This window comes from Shinella sp. WSC3-e (genome assembly GCF_945994535.1).
In the GTDB taxonomy this organism is placed as follows: domain Bacteria; phylum Pseudomonadota; class Alphaproteobacteria; order Rhizobiales; family Rhizobiaceae; genus Shinella; species Shinella yambaruensis.
Map to the genome: position 1 here is coordinate 110,881 of NZ_OZ000536.1, position 17,149 is coordinate 128,029.

At 60.6% G+C, this 17,149-nt stretch carries 19 protein-coding genes; 16 read left to right on the forward strand and 3 right to left on the reverse strand.

What is annotated here, in order from left to right; genetic code table 11:
* Window positions 1-113: 113 nt before the first annotated feature.
* The 12 genes from AABF56_RS34495 (at window position 114) to AABF56_RS34550 (ending at window position 9,635) form a co-directional block, all read left to right on the forward strand.
* Window positions 114-434: a DUF736 domain-containing protein gene (locus AABF56_RS34495; protein ID WP_272809275.1), complete on the forward strand. Its 321-nt coding sequence runs from the start codon at window positions 114-116 to the stop codon at window positions 432-434.
* A complete protein-coding gene (locus AABF56_RS34500; protein WP_272809274.1) occupies window positions 434-1,315 on the forward strand; it encodes a hypothetical protein in 882 nt (293 codons plus the stop codon). Before AABF56_RS34495 ends, AABF56_RS34500 begins: the two co-directional genes overlap by 1 nt.
* Before the next feature lie 31 nt (window positions 1,316-1,346).
* Entirely contained in the window at window positions 1,347-1,520 is a 174-nt protein-coding gene (locus AABF56_RS34505) for a hypothetical protein (RefSeq protein WP_272809273.1), read from the forward strand.
* A gap of 300 nt (window positions 1,521-1,820) precedes the next feature.
* Window positions 1,821-2,075, forward strand: a complete 255-nt coding sequence (locus AABF56_RS34510; RefSeq protein WP_272809272.1) for a type II toxin-antitoxin system Phd/YefM family antitoxin — start codon at window positions 1,821-1,823, stop codon at window positions 2,073-2,075.
* A complete protein-coding gene (locus AABF56_RS34515) occupies window positions 2,075-2,500 on the forward strand; it encodes a type II toxin-antitoxin system VapC family toxin (protein WP_272809271.1) in 426 nt (141 codons plus the stop codon). Before AABF56_RS34510 ends, AABF56_RS34515 begins: the two co-directional genes overlap by 1 nt.
* A gap of 377 nt (window positions 2,501-2,877) precedes the next feature.
* On the forward strand, window positions 2,878-3,135 hold the full coding sequence (locus tag AABF56_RS34520) for a type II toxin-antitoxin system Phd/YefM family antitoxin (protein ID WP_272809270.1): 258 nt from the start codon (window positions 2,878-2,880) through the stop codon (window positions 3,133-3,135).
* Window positions 3,128-3,544 (forward strand): hypothetical protein, encoded by a 417-nt coding sequence (locus AABF56_RS34525; RefSeq protein WP_272809269.1) that lies wholly within the window; start codon window positions 3,128-3,130, stop codon window positions 3,542-3,544. Before AABF56_RS34520 ends, AABF56_RS34525 begins: the two co-directional genes overlap by 8 nt.
* Window positions 3,545-4,206: 662 nt before the next feature.
* Complete coding sequence (locus AABF56_RS34530) at window positions 4,207-4,647, forward strand: hypothetical protein (protein ID WP_272809268.1); 441 nt, start codon at window positions 4,207-4,209, stop codon at window positions 4,645-4,647.
* 95 nt (window positions 4,648-4,742) lie between these two features.
* Window positions 4,743-5,315, forward strand: a complete 573-nt coding sequence (locus tag AABF56_RS34535) for a hypothetical protein (RefSeq protein ID WP_272809267.1) — start codon at window positions 4,743-4,745, stop codon at window positions 5,313-5,315.
* Between the two features lie 303 nt (window positions 5,316-5,618).
* A complete protein-coding gene (locus tag AABF56_RS34540; protein WP_272809266.1) occupies window positions 5,619-6,116 on the forward strand; it encodes a hypothetical protein in 498 nt (165 codons plus the stop codon).
* A gap of 510 nt (window positions 6,117-6,626) precedes the next feature.
* Window positions 6,627-8,663, forward strand: a complete 2,037-nt coding sequence (locus AABF56_RS34545; RefSeq protein ID WP_272809265.1) for a ParB/RepB/Spo0J family partition protein — start codon at window positions 6,627-6,629, stop codon at window positions 8,661-8,663.
* Window positions 8,664-8,804: 141 nt separating this feature from the next.
* Entirely contained in the window at window positions 8,805-9,635 is an 831-nt protein-coding gene (locus tag AABF56_RS34550; protein ID WP_272809264.1) for an N-6 DNA methylase, read from the forward strand.
* Between the two features lie 530 nt (window positions 9,636-10,165).
* Here the strand turns inward: AABF56_RS34550 and AABF56_RS34555 are convergent.
* Window positions 10,166-11,188 carry an IS110 family transposase gene (locus tag AABF56_RS34555; protein WP_050746837.1) on the reverse strand — a complete coding sequence of 341 codons (1,023 nt, stop codon included), beginning with the start codon at window positions 11,186-11,188 and terminating at the stop codon, window positions 10,166-10,168.
* A 196-nt stretch (window positions 11,189-11,384) separates the two neighbouring features.
* Between AABF56_RS34555 and AABF56_RS34560 the strand changes: the two genes are divergently transcribed.
* The 4 genes from AABF56_RS34560 (at window position 11,385) to repC (ending at window position 15,856) form a co-directional block, all read left to right on the forward strand.
* Window positions 11,385-11,717: a hypothetical protein gene (locus tag AABF56_RS34560; RefSeq protein WP_272809263.1), complete on the forward strand. Its 333-nt coding sequence runs from the start codon at window positions 11,385-11,387 to the stop codon at window positions 11,715-11,717.
* A gap of 509 nt (window positions 11,718-12,226) precedes the next feature.
* Window positions 12,227-13,441, forward strand: a complete 1,215-nt coding sequence (gene repA / locus AABF56_RS34565; protein ID WP_272809262.1) for a plasmid partitioning protein RepA — start codon at window positions 12,227-12,229, stop codon at window positions 13,439-13,441.
* Complete coding sequence (gene repB, locus AABF56_RS34570) at window positions 13,438-14,442, forward strand: plasmid partitioning protein RepB (protein WP_272809261.1); 1,005 nt, start codon at window positions 13,438-13,440, stop codon at window positions 14,440-14,442. The genes repA and repB overlap by 4 nt, the downstream gene beginning before the upstream one ends.
* 199 nt (window positions 14,443-14,641) lie before the next feature.
* Window positions 14,642-15,856 carry a plasmid replication protein RepC gene (gene repC, locus AABF56_RS34575; protein ID WP_272809260.1) on the forward strand — a complete coding sequence of 405 codons (1,215 nt, stop codon included), beginning with the start codon at window positions 14,642-14,644 and terminating at the stop codon, window positions 15,854-15,856.
* A 23-nt stretch (window positions 15,857-15,879) separates the two neighbouring features.
* Here the strand turns inward: repC and AABF56_RS34580 are convergent, their stop codons facing one another.
* Both AABF56_RS34580 and AABF56_RS34585 read right to left on the reverse strand, forming a co-directional pair.
* Window positions 15,880-16,260 (reverse strand): hypothetical protein, encoded by a 381-nt coding sequence (locus AABF56_RS34580; RefSeq protein WP_272809259.1) that lies wholly within the window; start codon window positions 16,258-16,260, stop codon window positions 15,880-15,882.
* Window positions 16,257-16,940, reverse strand: a complete 684-nt coding sequence (locus tag AABF56_RS34585) for a ParA family protein (protein ID WP_272809258.1) — start codon at window positions 16,938-16,940, stop codon at window positions 16,257-16,259. The genes AABF56_RS34580 and AABF56_RS34585 overlap by 4 nt, the downstream gene beginning before the upstream one ends.
* Window positions 16,941-17,149: the final 209 nt, after the last annotated feature.

The following is a 17,149-nucleotide window of genomic DNA, read 5'->3' on the forward strand; positions in this document are numbered from 1 at the left end:
TCGCCCTCCCCGCTCCGTCCGGGGGAATGTCAGAGGCCATTCCCCCGGAAAGACCGGAGAGGCTTCGCCCAAGGGGGCTTCCCTTCGGGAAACGCAAACTCAGGAGACAGACCATGACCGAACTTTCCAACTTCATCCGCGTCAACGAAGACAACACGATCAGCGGGAACATTGCCTCGATCTCTTACGACCTCGATATCAGCGGCGAACCCTTCACCAGCACCAATGCGAAAGCGCCGCTCTATCGCCTCTTTGCCAAGTCCCCGCGTGGGCGGCGCATCGAAGTCGGCGGCATCTGGAAGAAGAAGAACCAGAAAGGCGGCGGCTATCTCAGCCTCTCCGTGAACACCGGCCATGGCCGGCTCAATGCCAATCTCGGCCGCTTTCCCGGTCAGGACGACGAAGACCTGATGGCCGTTATTCCCTGGGAGTGATGGCGCTACTGAAACACCGGCCGGCCGAGGGGGATTGTTCCCCTTCGGCGCACGCGGAAATCTTCGACGACGATTTCAAGGATATGATCATGGATGCCCCGAACATCGACACGCTGGGCGTTGCGCTTGTGGTGAAGGGCTTTGCGCCCAACCTTGCTATTCTCGATATCAACAACTCCCTGTCGGTCCCGCACAATTTCGATCTGCCTGCGCCGTGGAACCTGCCGTCGCGCATGTTCCGCTTTCCCATCGAGGTTTGCCGCCCCGATGACAATCAGCCGCGTACCCTCGGCCTTCGCCATCCTCTCTTGGCCGACCATCCCTATGTGCGCCACGTCGAGGCCATGCTGGGTTTGGAAATCGCCCGCAACGGCGCGCCGAACCGTCACGACTATTCCACCGCGCCGACCGCCTGCTGGTGGCACGCCGTCGATCTGATCATGGCGGGGAATTGGCGAGAATTGCTGGAAACGCGGGAATTCACCGAGCCGCACTGCATCATGCGGGCTGTGGCCTTCGGATGCCGCTATTCCCATCACGAGGACAAAAAGGCGTCCGGCTACATCTCGATTGCCGACACCCGAAAGGTCATGGACGCGGCCGGCGCGCAAGAACCCGGCGAGCGCAGCACCACCATCCGCGCCTTTTCGGCCCCGAGCCTTTGCCGTCAGGAAAAGGGCGCGGAGCATTGGCCGATTAATAGCGGCCGCTTGTCCGCCGAGATCGTGGCGTGGGGGATGATCTTCGGCATCGAGGACGGCTGGTTTCGCCATGATCGGGCCGGTTTCCTCCAATGGTCCGAGCTTGGGCGCGAGCGTTACGCAGCCGGCGATAGCGCCTCCTATGTGCAGGCAAGCGGTCAAGCCGCGTTCGCCTTTTAGTCGTTGGCACGAGCGGGAAAGGAAAACGCCAGTGAGCAAGCAGACGCTTACCATCATCCAAACATTCCGCGCCGAATGCAGGATCACCGTGGAGATCGATGCGGCCGGTCACGAGAGCGCCATCGAGGGGTTTCAAAGTGGCGACGTCGAGATTCCGGACTTTGACGATCCATGGTGGAAGATGGGAGTGAAATTTGCAAAGTGAGGACCACGAACGAGCCGCTACACGATCACCCTTCTGAAAGGCGAGAGGAGAGACGACGAGGCCGTCATCGGGTTCGACCCTGTCACTCGTCCCGTCGTGGAGGGGCAGCAGCGCCAGTGACCGCTTTGCGCCCGCATCGAGCGGGCGCAAAGCGGTGCGAGAGGAGCCCCAAAGGCCCTCCCCTGCTCGCCCGAGGCGAAGCGCGACGCTCCATTCGTTCGCTCAGCGCAGTGGCATCTTGCAACTCCGGCTCAAACGGACTAAATGTGGTTACGTAACCACGACTCTCGGAGGCTTGATATGGCCATCACCACACTTTCAGGCCGTGAACTCAATCAAGATCTTGGCCGCGCAAAGCGGGCCGCCAACGGGGGGCCTGTCATCATCACCGATAGGGGGCGGCCAGCGCATGTGCTTTTGTCGTTTGACGAGTACAAGCGGCTCACCGGCAAGATGCGGACGCTCGGTGACATGCTGGCCGCGCCAGGGGCGGAAGACGTCGACTTGCCGCTCCCGCAGCGCACCGAGCATGCCCGGCCGGTCGATCTGTCCTAATGCTGTTGCTCGATACCAATGTCGTGTCCGAACTGCGCAAGGTTGCGAGCGGCAGGGCGCATCCCAACGTCGTGGTCTGGAACGAAACCGTCGATCCGGCCGAGACCTTCATTTCGTCTGTTGTGCTGCACGAGCTGGAAATTGGTGTGCGGCTGGTGGAGCACAATGATCCCGCCGCCGGAAAAGTATTGCGCAACTGGCTCGAAAATACCGTCCTCACGACGTTTTCGGGTCGTATCCTGCCCCTGGACGAGGCGGCGGCCGTTCAGGCGGCCCGATGGCATGTGCCTGATCCCAAGCCGATCAACGACGCCTATATCGCGGCGACGGCCTTCACCCGTCGCATGACCCTGGTGACACGCAACATCCGGGATTTCGACGGCATGGGTGTCCCACTCGTCAATCCGTGGGACCTCTCAGAATAGCATTCCGACGATTCGATCCCGCCGTTATGTCCAACGGCGGATGGAGACGATGAAATCGATTCACGCTTTCGCTTCCAGCCAACACTCTCTTTGTGGCCGACTGTATTATGGTGATACAGACCGTTTTCCAGCCGCAGCGCCGTGAAGACGGCGCGGCCGCGGCCGCAGCGAGCCCCAGGCGAGCAGGTGGAGGAAACCCGCTCTTCCGCAATAGCGTCGAAGGGCTTTTCGGAGCCTCGTGGGAAACGGGTGGTTTTCGGTGGTGGTGGTCTTCTGCAGTGTTCCGCCGCGCCCGCTGCTATTCCCAGGCGACGGTTTTCGGCTTGTGAAATAGTCGATTTATTCGTATAATTCGACTTAGTTGAAGGAGGCCGCCCATGCAGAAATTCACCACCGTCGATCTGCTGCGCGACATCAAGACCGTCACCATGGCGGCGGACCGCCAGCCGGTCGCCATCACGCAGCACCGCAAGCCGCGCTACGTCCTCATGACCTACGATGAGTTCGAGGCGATGAAAAGCCGGGGAGATCCCCGGCGCGTTTATGCTGCGGGCGAAGCGCCGAAGGAATTGGTCGATCTTATCATGCCCGAACTGGACCGCCTGATCGCGGAAGGGCCGGACGCCGATGGCTGAGATTCCGGCCAACGGCTCCATCTTTCGCTATCCGTATCTCTGGGCGTGGCAGCGCGACAAGGGCGAAACGGAAGGGCGTAAGTCACGCCCCGTCTGCATGGTGCTGGCCATCCCCAAGGGTACGCAGACCCATCTCGTGATTCTAGCCATCTCCGGCACGCCGCCACGTCCCGATCAAGCCGCGCTCGAAATCCCGCAGCTCGAATGCCGGCGCGCTGGCATCCGTGACTGGAAGGACGCCTGGATCACCGTTTCGGAGTTCAACCACGATATCGCGGAAATGTCCTTCTATTACGATCCCAACGCCGAGATGCTGGGCAGCTTCAGCAAGGGTTTTCTCGCCAAGGTCGCCGCGGCCTTTAAGCCGTTCCTTGCCGAGCCGGCTGCGCGGGTGAGCAGGACGGAATAGACCGAGCCTCAATCTGTTGGCTCTTCTCTTCTTCGTGCTGATTTTTCCCGGTGATGCAGACCGTTTTCCAGCCGCAGCGCCGTGAGGACGGCGCGGCCGCGGCCGGAGCGAGCCGGCTTGTCGGTGAGCGGAGCAGGCGGAGGAAACCCGCGCTCCCCAATAGCGCCGAAGGGTTTTCCGGAGCCTCGTGGGAAACGGGCGTTTTTTCATGAATGTGATGTTCCTCGGTATGCTGTCAGGCCATCGCCCGTTCCGGTCGGCCGCGCTCTATGCCAATGGCACGGAGCCTGCCTGCGGCCGTCTCCGCCGATCCCGGTAACGATCGCTTGTCCGGTCGGTGGCTTGCGCCCCCGGCACTGAGGCCCGACGCCGGGCCGCATCTCTGTTTCCGCCCCATGACAGCGCCGGCCTTTCGGATCAAGGGGCAGGCGCGGCACAGCCGCTTGTCGCGCCGGCAAAAAAATGGCTTTCCGCCTGCGGCTGAACCTTCCGTTTTTTCCCCGTCACGACCCCTTGATCCGCCCGACCGGAGCCGCAGGGCGGGCTGTCGCCCTCCCCGCTCCGTCCGGGGGAATGTCAGAGGCCATTCCCCCGGAAAGACCGGGGAGGCTTCGCCCGAAAGGGGCTCCCCCTTCGGGAAACGGGAAAACAGGAGACAGACAATGAGCGCAGTCAAAGCCTTCCTGATCGAGCCGATGGCAGGCACCATTCGTCCGGTGACGATCAACCTTGAAGGCAGCTATGCCGAGATCAAGGATTTCGTGAAATGCGACATGATCGATATCGTGCGGGTGAACGGCTTCGACATCATCGTCGATGACAACGGGCTGGGCGACACCGTGCCGTGCCTGACGGAAGTCGCAGGCGCGCCGACGCCGCTGGCCGGAAATCTTCTGGTCACGAAATCCGACAGGCTGGGCGAGCTGGTGGACGTGACCGAGGCCATCGAGGGGGTTGCGACGCTTTTCGCCATTGTCCGTCCGGTCCTTCGCCCTGTCATCGTGGTGTCCGAGCGACCCGGCGTGATCGCAGCCGAGATCGCCCGCATCGAAATCATCCTCAACCGCAGCGCGCCGAGAGCCGTGGAAGCCGTCGAGGCGTAAGCGACAAGCCTCATTATAGAGCGGGGCGGCGATGTCGTCCCGTTTCGCACCCTCCCCTCCCCGCCAGCCGAAGTGATGCCATCGGAGGAACGGACATGGACGACCGGGAAGAACTGGACCGCCTGGTAGGCGAACGCGAGCTCCCTACCCTGACCCCCGATGGTCAACGGCGTGCCGACTATCGCAAGGCGCAGCGCCAGCGCCGGATTCCCAGCGTCCAGCCGGATATGTTCGGTGCGCCTGCGACCGAGCATTTCCATCGGAATCCGAAGCCGCCAAAGGCGGAGGACTGGCCGCTCGACTATAAAATCACGCGGTTCCACGATCTTTCGCCGGAGGAGCAGGCACAGCAGCTCGCCGCCGATCCTCACACGCCTTGGGCGCGCACGACCCGCAAGGCGCTGACACCGGAAGAAAAGGCCGCGATGATCGCCAGCGCGGCGAACTGGCTCCGCCTCGGCCAACGGGTGCGCATTACCGGCACGTCGCCGTCCATCGATGGCACCAACGAGCGGCGTGTCGGCCGCGTCGGCATCGTCTGGCGCTTGTGCGGCGAGCCATTTGCCGATTACGTCCATATCAATCTCGACCTGATCGGGGAGGAGCGCAGCGAGAAAGTCGTCCTTATCGAATTGCGCGACGTGGAGCCCACAGAGGGCGAGGACTAAGGAGGGGCTTGCTGGTGTTCCTCTCCCTCGGGGCCGCAGCGCGAGTGCCTGGTCCTCACCGCGTCGAGCGGGTCGGACCAGGACGAGGAGCGCCCCGAAGCCCCGCCCCTCCCCCTGCCCGCCCGACAAAGCGGCGCGCCGCGAGCGGGCGCAGTCGGTTCCGCCTCCCCTCCGGGACGTTATGCTGATGCTCCCGCGGCTGCGCTCATTCCGCCCGCGTCGCATCGAGAATTCCCGAAATCCCGACCGACGGCCGGCGCTATACTGATTTCTCCGATGCTCTCCTTCTCCCAGGATAGTGCAGTGCTCGCTCTGCTCCGCAATGGCCCGATCAGCAGCTATTGTCCGCGATCGCCGCCGTGGGGCGGGCGGCAAAAAGCTTGGGATCGCGCCGGCCGCTGTCATCGAGCCCGCGGTCAACGCGTCGATGCTCTTGACCGTGTCGATGACGGTCCCGTTCTCGGGCAGCAGGGCATTGAGCGGTCGCCGGTAGATGTCCGGGTTTTGCGGCACGAGGATCAGGCCCGAACCGACGCGCCGCGCTTCGCCGATCGTCATCAGCTTCTTGACGCTTGCACCTTCGCCGACGTCGAGCAGGCGATCACGGCGGTTCGGTCGATCCAGCTGAACGGGACGCCGCCGCCCGGCCTGCCGCGTAGGCGCGGATCGCCCTGTTGTAGGGCAGAGGCGAAAAATCTATCAAAATCAATGTGTAACCGTTCGATTTTGTCTGGGTTTCCTATCGGCGGGCTCTACGAAAATGCGGGCGAGCGAGATCAGCCCGTGCGTGATGGCACATAGGGGAAAATTGCTTCTGATAGGATTGTGTTCCTAGTTTGTTCCGCTTCGGATCTGTAGTCAGTCTGCTTGGGGTCCGTCGCCCTTAAGAAAGCTGGGACACCGCCTTTTCAGGGCGGCCGCGCTCTATGCGCGCACGGAGCCAGCCTGCGGCCGTCTCCGCCGATCCCGGTGACGATCGCTTGTCCATCGGGCGCTGCGCACCCGAAGGAGAGGCCCGTTCCGGGCCGCGTCTTCGTTTCCGCCCCATGACATCGTCGGCCGCTCGGATCAAGGGGCAGGCGCGGCAAGCCGCTTGTCGCGCCGGAAAAAAAGCGGCTTTCAGCCTGCGGCCGAACCTTCCGCTTTTTCCCGTCACGACCCCTTGACCCGAACGACCGCCGCCGTGGGGCGGGCTTTCGCCCTCCCCCCTCTGTCGGGGGGAATGTCAGAGGCCATTCCCCCGGACAGACCGGGGAGGCTTCGCCCAAAGGGGGCTTCCCTTCGGGAAACGGGAAACCAAGGAGACCGACAATGACCGACACCAATACAGGAACCGAAACCATCACCGTGGCCCTGAACAAGCTGGACCGCGATCCTCTGAACGTGCGCAAGACCTACACCAGGGAGGGCATCCAAGAGATGGCGGCGACCATCCGTGCCGATGGCTACCGCATTCTGCAGAACCTGATCGTTCGCAAAGGCGACAAGCGCGGCCGCTTCTATGTCATCGCTGGCGGTAGACGCCTCGCCGCCCTCGACCTTCTGGCCGACCTGGGCGAAATCGCCAAGGATTTTGCCGTCGAATGCAAGGTGCGCAGCGTCGAGGACGCCACCGAAATCAGCCTGATCGAGAACACGCAGCGCGAAGCCATGCACCCGGTCGATGAATACGAGGCCTATCGCGTCTTGGCCGAGGCCGGAAAATCCGTCGAAGACATCGCGGCCCGCTTCGGAACCACCGAAACCATGGTCCGCAAGCGTATGGCGCTCGGGCGGGTTTCGCCCATCTTGCTCGACCTCCATCGGCAGGAGGAAATCAGCTTCCAGCAGCTTTCGGCCTTTACCGTGGCCGACGATCACGAAAGGCAGGTGGAGGTCTGGAATAGCCTGCCATCGTGGAATTGCGATCACCGCGCCATTCGTGCGACCCTGCAAGGCGAGGCCGTAAAGGCCACGGACAAGCGCATGAAATTCATCGGCGGGCTCGACGCCTATGAAGCCGCTGGTGGAGCCGTCAAGCGCGATCTCTTCGATGAGCAGAACGGCGGCTATGCGCTCGACGTCGCTCTTGTCGAAAAGCTGGTCGGCGACCGGCTTGAAGCCGAGGCTGAAACGGTTCGCGAGGAAGGCTGGAAATGGGTGGAGGTCGTGCCGGTCATCCCGGACGAAGCCCATCGCATGCACCGGGTCTATCCCACTGACGTTCCGTTGACGGACGAGGAACAGGCCGAGGAGGAACGGCTGGAACACGAACATGACACGCTGGCGGAGCAGATCGAGGCAGGGGTGGCCGACGGCGAGGCCGAGCCGCGCATCGAAGCCATTCGGGCGAGGCTGACGGTTTTATCGATGGCGCAGGAAGCCTACGCCCCGCAGGACATCGCCAAGGCCGGTTGCTATGTCACGATGGACTATTACGGCAATGTCGAAATCGAGCGCGGTCTTGTCCGGCCCGATGATGAAGGCGTGGACGGAGACGAGGGGGAAGACGGCGACGAAAGCGCCGAAGGCGATAACGAGGAGACGGAAGCAGGTGAGATGACGGTTGCGCAGCAGCCCGAACAGCGCGCCGAACCGACGTTCAAAATTCCCGCCCTGCTTGTGCAGGACCTTACGGCGCAGAAGACCGCCGCCATTCGGGCCGAGCTTGCGCATAATCCGGACGTCGCCCTCGCCGCCGTGGTGCATGCCATGCTGGTGAACCTCTTCGGCAACTACGGCGGCAATGAATATACGTCCCTGGAGGTGACGGTGAAAAGCGAAAGGCTGGAAAACTGCATTGCCAATCCAGCGGAGTGCAAGGGCATCGTAGCGCTGGACGAACTCAAGGAAAACTACGGGCATATCATTCCGGGCAAGCCGAGCGATCTTCTCGAATGGTGCCTTGAGCAGCCGACGTCAACGCTCCTCGACCTCTTGGCCTATGCGGCGGCAAAGTCCGTCAATGCCGTGCAACACCCGCACTATGACCGGAAGTCGCAGCGCGCCCATGCTGAACGGCTGGCACAGGCCCTCAAGATCGACATGACGCAGTGGTACGCCGCGACCGGCGAAAACTACTTCGGCCGGATCAGCAAGGCGGGGATCAAGCAGGCGGTCACCGAAGCCGCTGGCGAGGATTTCGCGCTCGGCGTTCCCGGTATGGAGAAGGCGAAAGCCGTGGAATATGCCGAACGGAAGATCACCGGAACCGGATGGCTTCCCGCGCCGGTGCGGATTGCTCTCACCGCCGAGCAGGAGCGCGAGCGGATGGCGGAGGCCGATGGCGAAGATGACGGCGTTTGCCCGTTCGACATCGATGACAAGCCGAACGCCGACCACCAGCAGTTCCCCGAAGCAGCCGAGTAATCGGTTGCGACAGGTCGCGCCAGTCTCCGGCGCGGCCTGTTCCACTCGCTGAATTTCCCAAAACCAGCCGCAACGAAACGCCGGCATTGCTCCGGCGATTGGCGAAGTGAGCCCTGCGGCCCGGCCCGGACAGGTGATCCTATGACCTCCCCCCGTCTCAATTCCATCGTGAAGCTGTTTGAAACCTGCCGCTACAAGCATGATCTCTACACCGTCTTTGGAGACTGGTGCGAATGCTCCGCCATATCCATGAGCAATGCCGTCGATCTGGTGAACTTCGAGAAGCGCGAGGCTCGATATGTCGAAATCGCTCGAAAATACGGGAGCGAAACCATGGCGACATTCTCGAAAATATTCGGTGAGGTGGTCATGGCGCTGGAGGAAAAGCCGCAAGATATTTTGGGCATGACATTTCACGCGCTCGAATTGCACAACAAGGCGAGGGGACAATTCTTCACGCCGCACCCCATCTGCCAATTGATGGCCCGCATCATCGCCGGGGGCGCCGAGGACATGCAGAAGGCGATCGCGGAGCGTGGCTTCATGCTTGCGCAGGAACCCGCCGTAGGGAGCGGCGCAATGATCGTCGCGCTTGCCGAGGCCATCCTTGAAGCGGGCTTCAACTACCAGCAGCTTCTCCATGTGACCGCCGTGGACATCGACCCGCGCGCCGTCCACATGGCCTATATCCAGTTTTCGCTCCTTCATATTCCGGCGACCGTCATCGTAGGCGACAGCCTGGCGATGCGGTTCCGGGAGGAATCGCACACGATGGCCCATGCCATGGGCGGTTGGTCGACCAAGTTGCGGCGCGCAAGGGAAAACGCCGGGGCAGGGGTAGGGGAAGAGGAAAGGGCTCTTCCTGTTGCCGTACCGCGACGGGCTGCGGTGGTTGCCGCTGGCACTGCCGCACCGAAGCAAGGAGCCTCCGCCCCGGCCGTTGAGGGGAATGGGCAATTGCGCTTGTTTTAGACCGCAGCGCATAGGCTAGAAGCTCCGACCGGATTGACCGGCCGGAGCTTCTTTGAGAGGGGGGGCTAGCCGGCCCCTCTCAATCTCTCCCCCATGAAAGGGGCAGGGCAGAGCCCCGCCCCTTCAAGCCCCACCCATGAAGGGGGTGGTCCACCCCCTCCAAACCTCCCCGGCCCAAGCGGTCGCGGCCCCTTGCCGGGGCCGCGGGCTCATCTCTCTCTCTGAATTCCTAGAGTCGCATTCGCCCCTGCGCCGTAAAGGACGAGCGGTCCCCCCATGTGTGGACGGCCCGTGGAATGCAAGACTTTTGCTTGTAAGCGACCAATTAGGTTCAGTCATGTGTCCGGCCTATAATCGTGGCATCAACGCCACTGGCCCTGATGAGATCCGCAGACGGAGAGCCAATCAAATTGTCGCGCTCGAGGCGCTGGGGGAACCCCGGCTTTCCTCCGTCCCCGGTCTAACCGGTTCGCCATCAAACTAAGTCCTTCACTCCTCCATCCGGCCACACTTGGGCCGAATGGATCTTTTCAGGCGGTGGCAAAACGATAGTTTTCCCTCCGCCTGAGTATTGCCCACGCGATGCGTGCGGTTTTGTTTGCGATCGCTACCGAAACCAGCTTGGCGGGCTTGCGATCTAACAAGCGAGCGATCCAGGGAAATGACGCAGCGTCAAGACGGGCTCTGCGCACGACGGCGGTGGCGCCGACTACCAGCAACCGTCGGATCGTGCGATCGCCTTGTTTGCTTATCCGGCCAAGCCTCTCCTTCCCACCGCTACTGTTTTGTCGTGGGGTCAATCCAAGCCAGGCTGCGAACTGACGGCCAGATTTGAACTCGGTGGCGTCACCGACCGAAGCTGCGATCGCCGCTGCCGTTAGGAAACCGACGCCGGGAATGGTCATCAAACGCCGGGCAGCCGCTTCGTTGCGGCACCACCGCAATATAATCCTATCGAGTTCAGCGATCTTGTGGGTCAGCTCCTCCAATTGCTTCCTTATGTGTTCGAACGGTTGCCAGGAGGGCTCTGGAAGGAATTCCTGGGCAGCGCTCAGCGCTTCAATTGCCGCTCTCAAGCCTAATCTTCCTTGCGACGTGACAATCCCGAATTCCGCGAGATGCCCACGCAAGGCGTTGATAAGAGCGGTCCGCTGCCGCACCAGCAGATCCCGCGTCTTATGCTGCATCAGGAGTGCCTGACGCTCACAGCTCTTCACGGGAACGAAACGCATCGTGGGACGAGTCACGGCTTCGCAAATGGCCTCGGCATCCGCCGCATCATTCTTGCCGCGCTTGACGTAGGGCTTCACATAAGCTGGCGGCATTAGCTTGACCTCGAAGCCCAGGCGGACGAGCTCACGTGCCCAATAGTGTGACGTCGAACATGCTTCCATGCCGACAAGGCAGCGGGGCAGGTGCTCGAAGAATTGTAGAAGCTGATTCCGGCGGAGCTGGCGACGGATGATGACATCGCCGGCTTCATCGACAGCATGTAGCTGGAAAACATTCTTGGCCAGATCGAGGCCGATAACACTTATCTTCTCAAAAGCCATGACGTGGTTCCTTGTCCGAATTGTGCCGACTGAGAATAGCACCTTTGCGCTGAGGTCTCGGAGGGCCGTCCACATCATCAAAATGCTGACGCATTTCGGTTCCCCCACCCGCCGCCTCCGGCGGTCGCTTCGCGATCCTTGACTGCTTGGGGCGCCAATGCGGGCTCCTTTTCGTCAGAGCGAAAAGGAGGCTTCTATGACGGAACGAAAAATCACCATTATCGACGGTGGCAGCGCAGAATACTGGAGGCAACGGACAGAAGGCTTCCGGTTGATCCACGAAGCGGAGCATGCTGCGCGGCGACTAGCGGATGCGCCGATGTATCTTCACGGCGGCTGCGACGAGGACGGCGACGTGATCGCCATCGAAAACCTCAGCCCCCATGACGGCATGGAAGATGCGATCCGGGCGATCGAGGCAAACGAGACTGCCGTGAGCATCCTGGTGGCGCAAGGTCGCACCAAGATAGGCAACTGCGAGATCAGGGCGGTGCTCATTGCGATGGCGCCCGATTACGATGGCATCTAGGATCCGGAACGCAATCCGCTCTGGGGACCGGACACCGACTGAGATGCAGGCGAAAGGCGGCTACGGCCGCCTTTTGCCTTTACCTCGACAAGTGAGCCTGATCAGCCGGTTCGACCGGCCGCCCAGGCTGATGAAAGAGGGCAAGCCCCCTCTCAACGCTCTCCCGATGGAGGAAGGGGCAAGCCCCCGCTCGCGTATGTGATATCGTTTGAGGCGGGGCGAGATGCGGTCGTCAGTCACGATTTCTGCAGCTTAACAGCTGTTAAGTTGCGTCTGGATTTGGCCAACTTGTCAGCTGGAGGAATCCGGCGTCACGTCAGCGCGAACTTAACAGCTGTTAAGCCGCTCAGGTCTGGTCACTGGAATACCATTTTACAGAACCGAGCGCCTCCGCAGGATCCGCCATGTTAATCTTTCGTTAACAAAAAACACCTTGAAGAATCGGAGTCTGTCTGGCATCCATGACGGAAATGATCGCGTATCGCGTCCAAAACCGTCAAGAGGAATAAATGCTTCAACCGGCTTCTCGAAGCGTCACCGATACCGCATCGAAGATCGGCAATTACACGTCGAAGCTGTCGGCGGAACTGCATGAGATGCGCGAAGGCTTCTATCCGCCGACCGCGAAGAAGACGTTTGCGCGCACCTTCTCGACAACAGACCTCGTTCGACTGCTGAAAGTTCCTGAAAGCACGTTGCGGCAGCTCACCATCGAGGGGAAGGGGCCAGTACCCGAGCGGGCGGACAACAATCGACGCACCTATACCGTTGATCAGGTGAGAGAGCTGCGCGCATTTCTCGCGGAACTTCGTCCAGACGATGCTCAAACTCTGCTGCCCCATCGGCGTGCGGGGGAGAAACTGCAAATAATCGCGACAGCGAATTTTAAGGGCGGCAGTTCCAAAACGACGACCTCCATCCACCTTGCCCATTTTCTCGGCCTTCAAGGCTACCGTGTTCTTTGCATTGACCTGGACCCCCAAGCGTCAATGACGGCATTGTTCGGTCTCCAGCCGGAATTCGATCTTGGCGAGAATGAAACGGCCTATGCTGCGATCCGGTACGACAACGACCGGCGGCCTCTGGCAGACGTTATCCGGACCACGTATTTTCCGGGGGTCGATCTCGTGCCTGGAAATCTGGAACTCATGGACTTTGAGTTCGACACCCCTTCCTACCTCTCGCAGAAAAATCGTGATGATCTCGGACTGTTCTTTGAGCGGCTCAACAACGCGATCGCTGGCGTAGAGGATCGATACGACATCGTAATTCTCGATACGCCGCCGTCGCTCGGCTACTCCACGCTTGCAGCACTTTATGCGGCTACGTCCCTGATCATCACGGTCCATCCCGCCATGTTGGATGTTGCGTCGTGCAATCAGTTTCTCATCATGATTTCCGATCTCAGTGAAACATTGGCGGAGTTCGGTGCCCGGTTCGAGCACGACTTCTTCCGTTTCCTATTGACCCGCGTAAACCCGAACGATGGGCCGCAGAAATATATGTCGGGTGTCATGCGCCGTCTCTTTGGAGGCGACGTTCTGGTTGCCGATGCATTGGAATCGACTGCCATCGCCGGTGCTGCAGTCGCCAAGAAGACCCTCTACGAGCTTGAAGCAGGCGAGGTCGGCCGAGAAGCGCTCAAGCGGGCTATCGAGAGCGCCGACCGCGTTAATTTCGAAATTCTTGAACTCGTTCACAAGGTTTGGGGGCGTAGCGCATGAAGAAGAGCATACTCCAACGGATGGCGGCGGATGCCGAAAATCGCGGTGATGCAGCTCCTGCAAGCGATGGGACGGACAGGATTGGCCTTACTCGTCGCCACTCATCTCCAGTCGTCTCCAACGTAGGAAGGGCGCTTTCCCACCTCAGCGAAGACGTTATTGTTTCTCTCGATCCCTCGAAAGTAGAGGCTTCGCCCTTCAAGGACAGGTTTGAGTACGATGCAGAAGCCGATGAAAAATTCGGTGCCTTGAAGTTCTCAATAGCCACGGAAGGCCAAAGAATCCCAGTCCTTGTCCGGCCTCATCCGACCAAGAGGGATCACTATCAGCTTGCTTATGGGCGCCGTAGGCGCGACGCCGTCTTGGCAATCATGGCGGAGGCTGATCGTCCCGAAACCATCAAGATCAGGGCCTATGTGCGTGACCTGACCGATCGCCAGTTGATCGAGGAGCAAACGCTTGAGAATGGTCCGCGAGAGGATCTCAGTTGGATCGAGAAAGCTATGTGGGCCGTGCAGCTGAAAGCCAGCGGCATTTCTCAGCGTGAAATCGCTTCGATCATGGGGCTATCCGAAGTCGCGGTCTCACAAATGTTCCGCGTAACGTCCGCCATTCCGGAAGACATCATCTTTGCAATAGGTCGTGCTCAGTCAGCGGGCCGCCCGAAATGGACCGCGTTTGCAGAACTGCTGAAGGACGCGAGCAAGGTTGACGCCGTCCGAAAAATTGTCCCCACGGCCGAGTTTCAGCAGGCAGACGGTGCTGGGCGTATTTCCCTGGCAATGCGGGCGACCACCTCGCCGGTGTCTCAGGCGGAAGAACACCTACAGGAAGAAATTCTTGACTTCGTCATTGGCGGCCGCGTTTTCGGCCGCATGAAATCTACCTTTTCGGGAACGATCGTGACGATCCCGAAAAAGGAGCAGGTCTTTGCGCGGTGGCTGGCAGAACGAATGCCGGAGCTGATGCGTGAGTTCAACGCGGCCGATCCCTCGCAGTAAGCGGGATTTCGGCTGAGAGGTTCAATTGGTCGGAAGGAGAGACCGCCGCAAAAGAAAAAGACCCCCAAAGCGTTACCGCCGTGGAAGTCTTCCTCTGATCTAAGCACCCAGAGAATCGCATTTCCACGAATCACAGTCAAGAGCCTTTGGCGCCGTTTTGGTGAGTGGATTTCTTTTGCCTTTTGAGAGGTGAAGGAAAATGCAGACAGGACGTGTAACGACGCCTCATGGGCGTCCGATGACGCTTGCCTTAGTGAAAGGACAGCTCGCGACGGCCGATCGCAGCCCGAGTAAGGCGGTCAACAAATGGAAAGTCTTCAACGACGTCGGCGAGGCGAAGGAAGTCTTCGGCCTGCAAGACCGTTCGATTACGGTGCTGCAGGCGCTGCTGAGCTTCTATCCGAGCGACGAGCTTTCCGACGAAAGCGGTGGTCTGGTCGTGTTCCCGTCGAATAACCAGTTGTCCCTGCGCGCGCATGGCATCGCCGGGACGACCTTGCGCCGGCATCTTGCCGCGCTGGTAGACGCAGGATTGATCGAGCGTCGCGACAGCCCGAATGGCAAGCGCTATGCGCATCGGGGTCGGGGAGGGGAGATCGAGGCGGCCTTCGGCTTCAGCCTCGCACCCTTGCTTGCCCGCGCCGCCGAGCTGGCGAGCCTCGCGCAGCAGGTTGCTGCCGAGCGTCTTCGGTTCAAGCGCGCCAAGGAGGCGTTGTCGCTTTGCCGGCGTGACGTCCGCAAACTGATCTCGGCCGCCATGGAAGAGGGTGCGGACGGCGACTGGGCCTCCATAGAGGCAATGTATATCGACCTCGTCGCGCGCCTTCCGCGCTCTCCTCGGCGTGAAGATGTCGCTGCGGCGCTCGATGAGATGGAGCTTCTTCGCGAGGAAATCATCAACCGATTGGAAATTCAGTTAAAAGCAGAAAAAACGGACGCCAATGATGACCATAACGGACGTCACATACAGAATTCAAAACCCGAATCCTTCCATGAACTTGAACCTCGCTCTGAAAAAGAGAAGGGCGAGATGCCGAGCCGGAAACCGAAACGGATCACCGAGCCGCTGAAGGCTTTCCCCTTGGGTGTTGTGCTGAAGGCATGCCCCCAGATGGCGGATTACGCTCCGAGTGGCCAAATTGAGGGCTGGCGTGACCTGATGACGGCCGCAGTGGTGGTGCGGTCGATGCTGGGCGTCAGCCCGTCGGCCTATCAGGAGGCGTGTGAAGCAATGGGGCCTGAAAACGCGGCCATTGCCATTGCCTGCATCCTCGAACGGGCAGAGCACATCAATTCGGCCGGCGGTTATCTGCGCGATCTCACACGGAAGGCGGCGCGCGGCGAATTCGGTCTCGGGCCAATGTTGATGGCTGCGCTGAGAGCGAATGGAGGACCCGAGAAGCGGAGCGCGTGACGGATCCGCTTCTCGGCCCCGTGTCAGGAGATGTCGGGAATCCGGTCCGCGATCTTCAGGAGATAGTCGTCGATCGCCTCCTCGACGTAGCTGTTGAACTTGCGCCGCTCGATGGCAGCAAGGATCTTCAGCTTCTTGTGGACCTCGGCGCGGATATGGATGCCGGTCGTGACTTTTTCGGTATCGCGGAAGCGCTTGCCGGCGATGGGATCGCGACTTTCGCCCTTGACGACCAGGTCGCGGAACTGGGTTCGGCCGACTGTCGGTTTTGACGAGGCGGCGCTTTCATCGTCGGTGTTCGCCGGGGGAGGGGAGGAGGCTGGTTTTCCGCGCACCGATGGCCGGTCGCGGCCCGTTGAAATCAGCCCGAGGACGAGGTTCTTGTTATCCGATCCTTCGCTCATAGCAGAGCCTCTTTCGCTGTCGACCTGTAGAGGGTGAGGAGCTCGCCGAGTAGGGTTTCCATCTCGGCAATTGCCTTCTGGTCGGATTTCGCGACGGTCTGGAGCGTGCCGGCGGCGCCGATCGACTGGTAGGATGCCCGCCGGGCGATCGGCCGGGATGCAAGAGCGACACCGCTCTCCCGGAGGATTTCGCGCAGCGGCTCGTGGGCCTTCGCCCGGCCGGTGACAAGATCGTGCTGGTTGATGACGATCATCGTCGGCAGCTTGCGTTTCTGGTCTTCCTCGACCACCGGAATATGGTTCAGCGCGAGCTGCATTCCGGCGACCACATCGTCCTGGGTGGTTTGCAGCGGGATCAGAACGATGTCGGCGCAATAGAGACCGGCGAACAGGTTTTCGTTCGTGGTTCCCTCGATATCGATGAAGACGATCTTTCCTTCGAATTGGTGCTCCAGCGCCATCTTGTAGATCCGGTTCGGGTCGAGGCAGCTTTCCGCCTCCAGCCGGTCCGGCCAGACGTTCATCTGTTTCGACATCGTGACCCAGCGCATGGTGTTGGCCCGGCTGTCGGCGTCGATGAGAAACACGTTGTTGCCTGCATGGGCGGCCGTGCCTGACAGCGCCCTGACGAGCGTTGTTTTGCCGGTCCCGCCCTTTGGGTTGGCGATGGTGACGATCATGTCGGCTCCTTCAAATAAATAAACTATAATTACTCTCTTATCTTTTTTCCGCAACTAAATCATTGCCCATTGTTCGTTCACCATTGATGATTGACGATTGATGCTTGCCCAATGACAACGGGCAATGGTGAATGAGCAATCATCAATTGCCCGTTGTTAACGGGCAAACGGAGCGTGGTTAAGTGTCAATAATTAATGAGTAATTGGCA

Coding starts and splice junctions, on each gene's coding strand:
- AABF56_RS34560 (WP_272809263.1), top strand. CDS start 11,385: ATGACGGAACGAAAAATCACCATTATCGACGGTGGCAGCGCAGAATAC.
- repB (WP_272809261.1), top strand. CDS start 13,438: ATGAAGAAGAGCATACTCCAACGGATGGCGGCGGATGCCGAAAATCGC.
- AABF56_RS34545 (WP_272809265.1), top strand. CDS start 6,627: ATGACCGACACCAATACAGGAACCGAAACCATCACCGTGGCCCTGAAC.
- AABF56_RS34535 (WP_272809267.1), top strand. CDS start 4,743: ATGGACGACCGGGAAGAACTGGACCGCCTGGTAGGCGAACGCGAGCTC.
- AABF56_RS34550 (WP_272809264.1), top strand. CDS start 8,805: ATGACCTCCCCCCGTCTCAATTCCATCGTGAAGCTGTTTGAAACCTGC.
- AABF56_RS34525 (WP_272809269.1), top strand. CDS start 3,128: ATGGCTGAGATTCCGGCCAACGGCTCCATCTTTCGCTATCCGTATCTC.
- AABF56_RS34580 (WP_272809259.1), bottom strand. CDS start 16,260: ATGAGCGAAGGATCGGATAACAAGAACCTCGTCCTCGGGCTGATTTCA.
- repA (WP_272809262.1), top strand. CDS start 12,227: ATGCTTCAACCGGCTTCTCGAAGCGTCACCGATACCGCATCGAAGATC.
- AABF56_RS34585 (WP_272809258.1), bottom strand. CDS start 16,940: ATGATCGTCACCATCGCCAACCCAAAGGGCGGGACCGGCAAAACAACG.
- AABF56_RS34500 (WP_272809274.1), top strand. CDS start 434: ATGGCGCTACTGAAACACCGGCCGGCCGAGGGGGATTGTTCCCCTTCG.
- AABF56_RS34515 (WP_272809271.1), top strand. CDS start 2,075: ATGCTGTTGCTCGATACCAATGTCGTGTCCGAACTGCGCAAGGTTGCG.
- AABF56_RS34520 (WP_272809270.1), top strand. CDS start 2,878: ATGCAGAAATTCACCACCGTCGATCTGCTGCGCGACATCAAGACCGTC.
- AABF56_RS34555 (WP_050746837.1), bottom strand. CDS start 11,188: ATGGCTTTTGAGAAGATAAGTGTTATCGGCCTCGATCTGGCCAAGAAT.
- repC (WP_272809260.1), top strand. CDS start 14,642: ATGCAGACAGGACGTGTAACGACGCCTCATGGGCGTCCGATGACGCTT.
- AABF56_RS34495 (WP_272809275.1), top strand. CDS start 114: ATGACCGAACTTTCCAACTTCATCCGCGTCAACGAAGACAACACGATC.
- AABF56_RS34530 (WP_272809268.1), top strand. CDS start 4,207: ATGAGCGCAGTCAAAGCCTTCCTGATCGAGCCGATGGCAGGCACCATT.
- AABF56_RS34510 (WP_272809272.1), top strand. CDS start 1,821: ATGGCCATCACCACACTTTCAGGCCGTGAACTCAATCAAGATCTTGGC.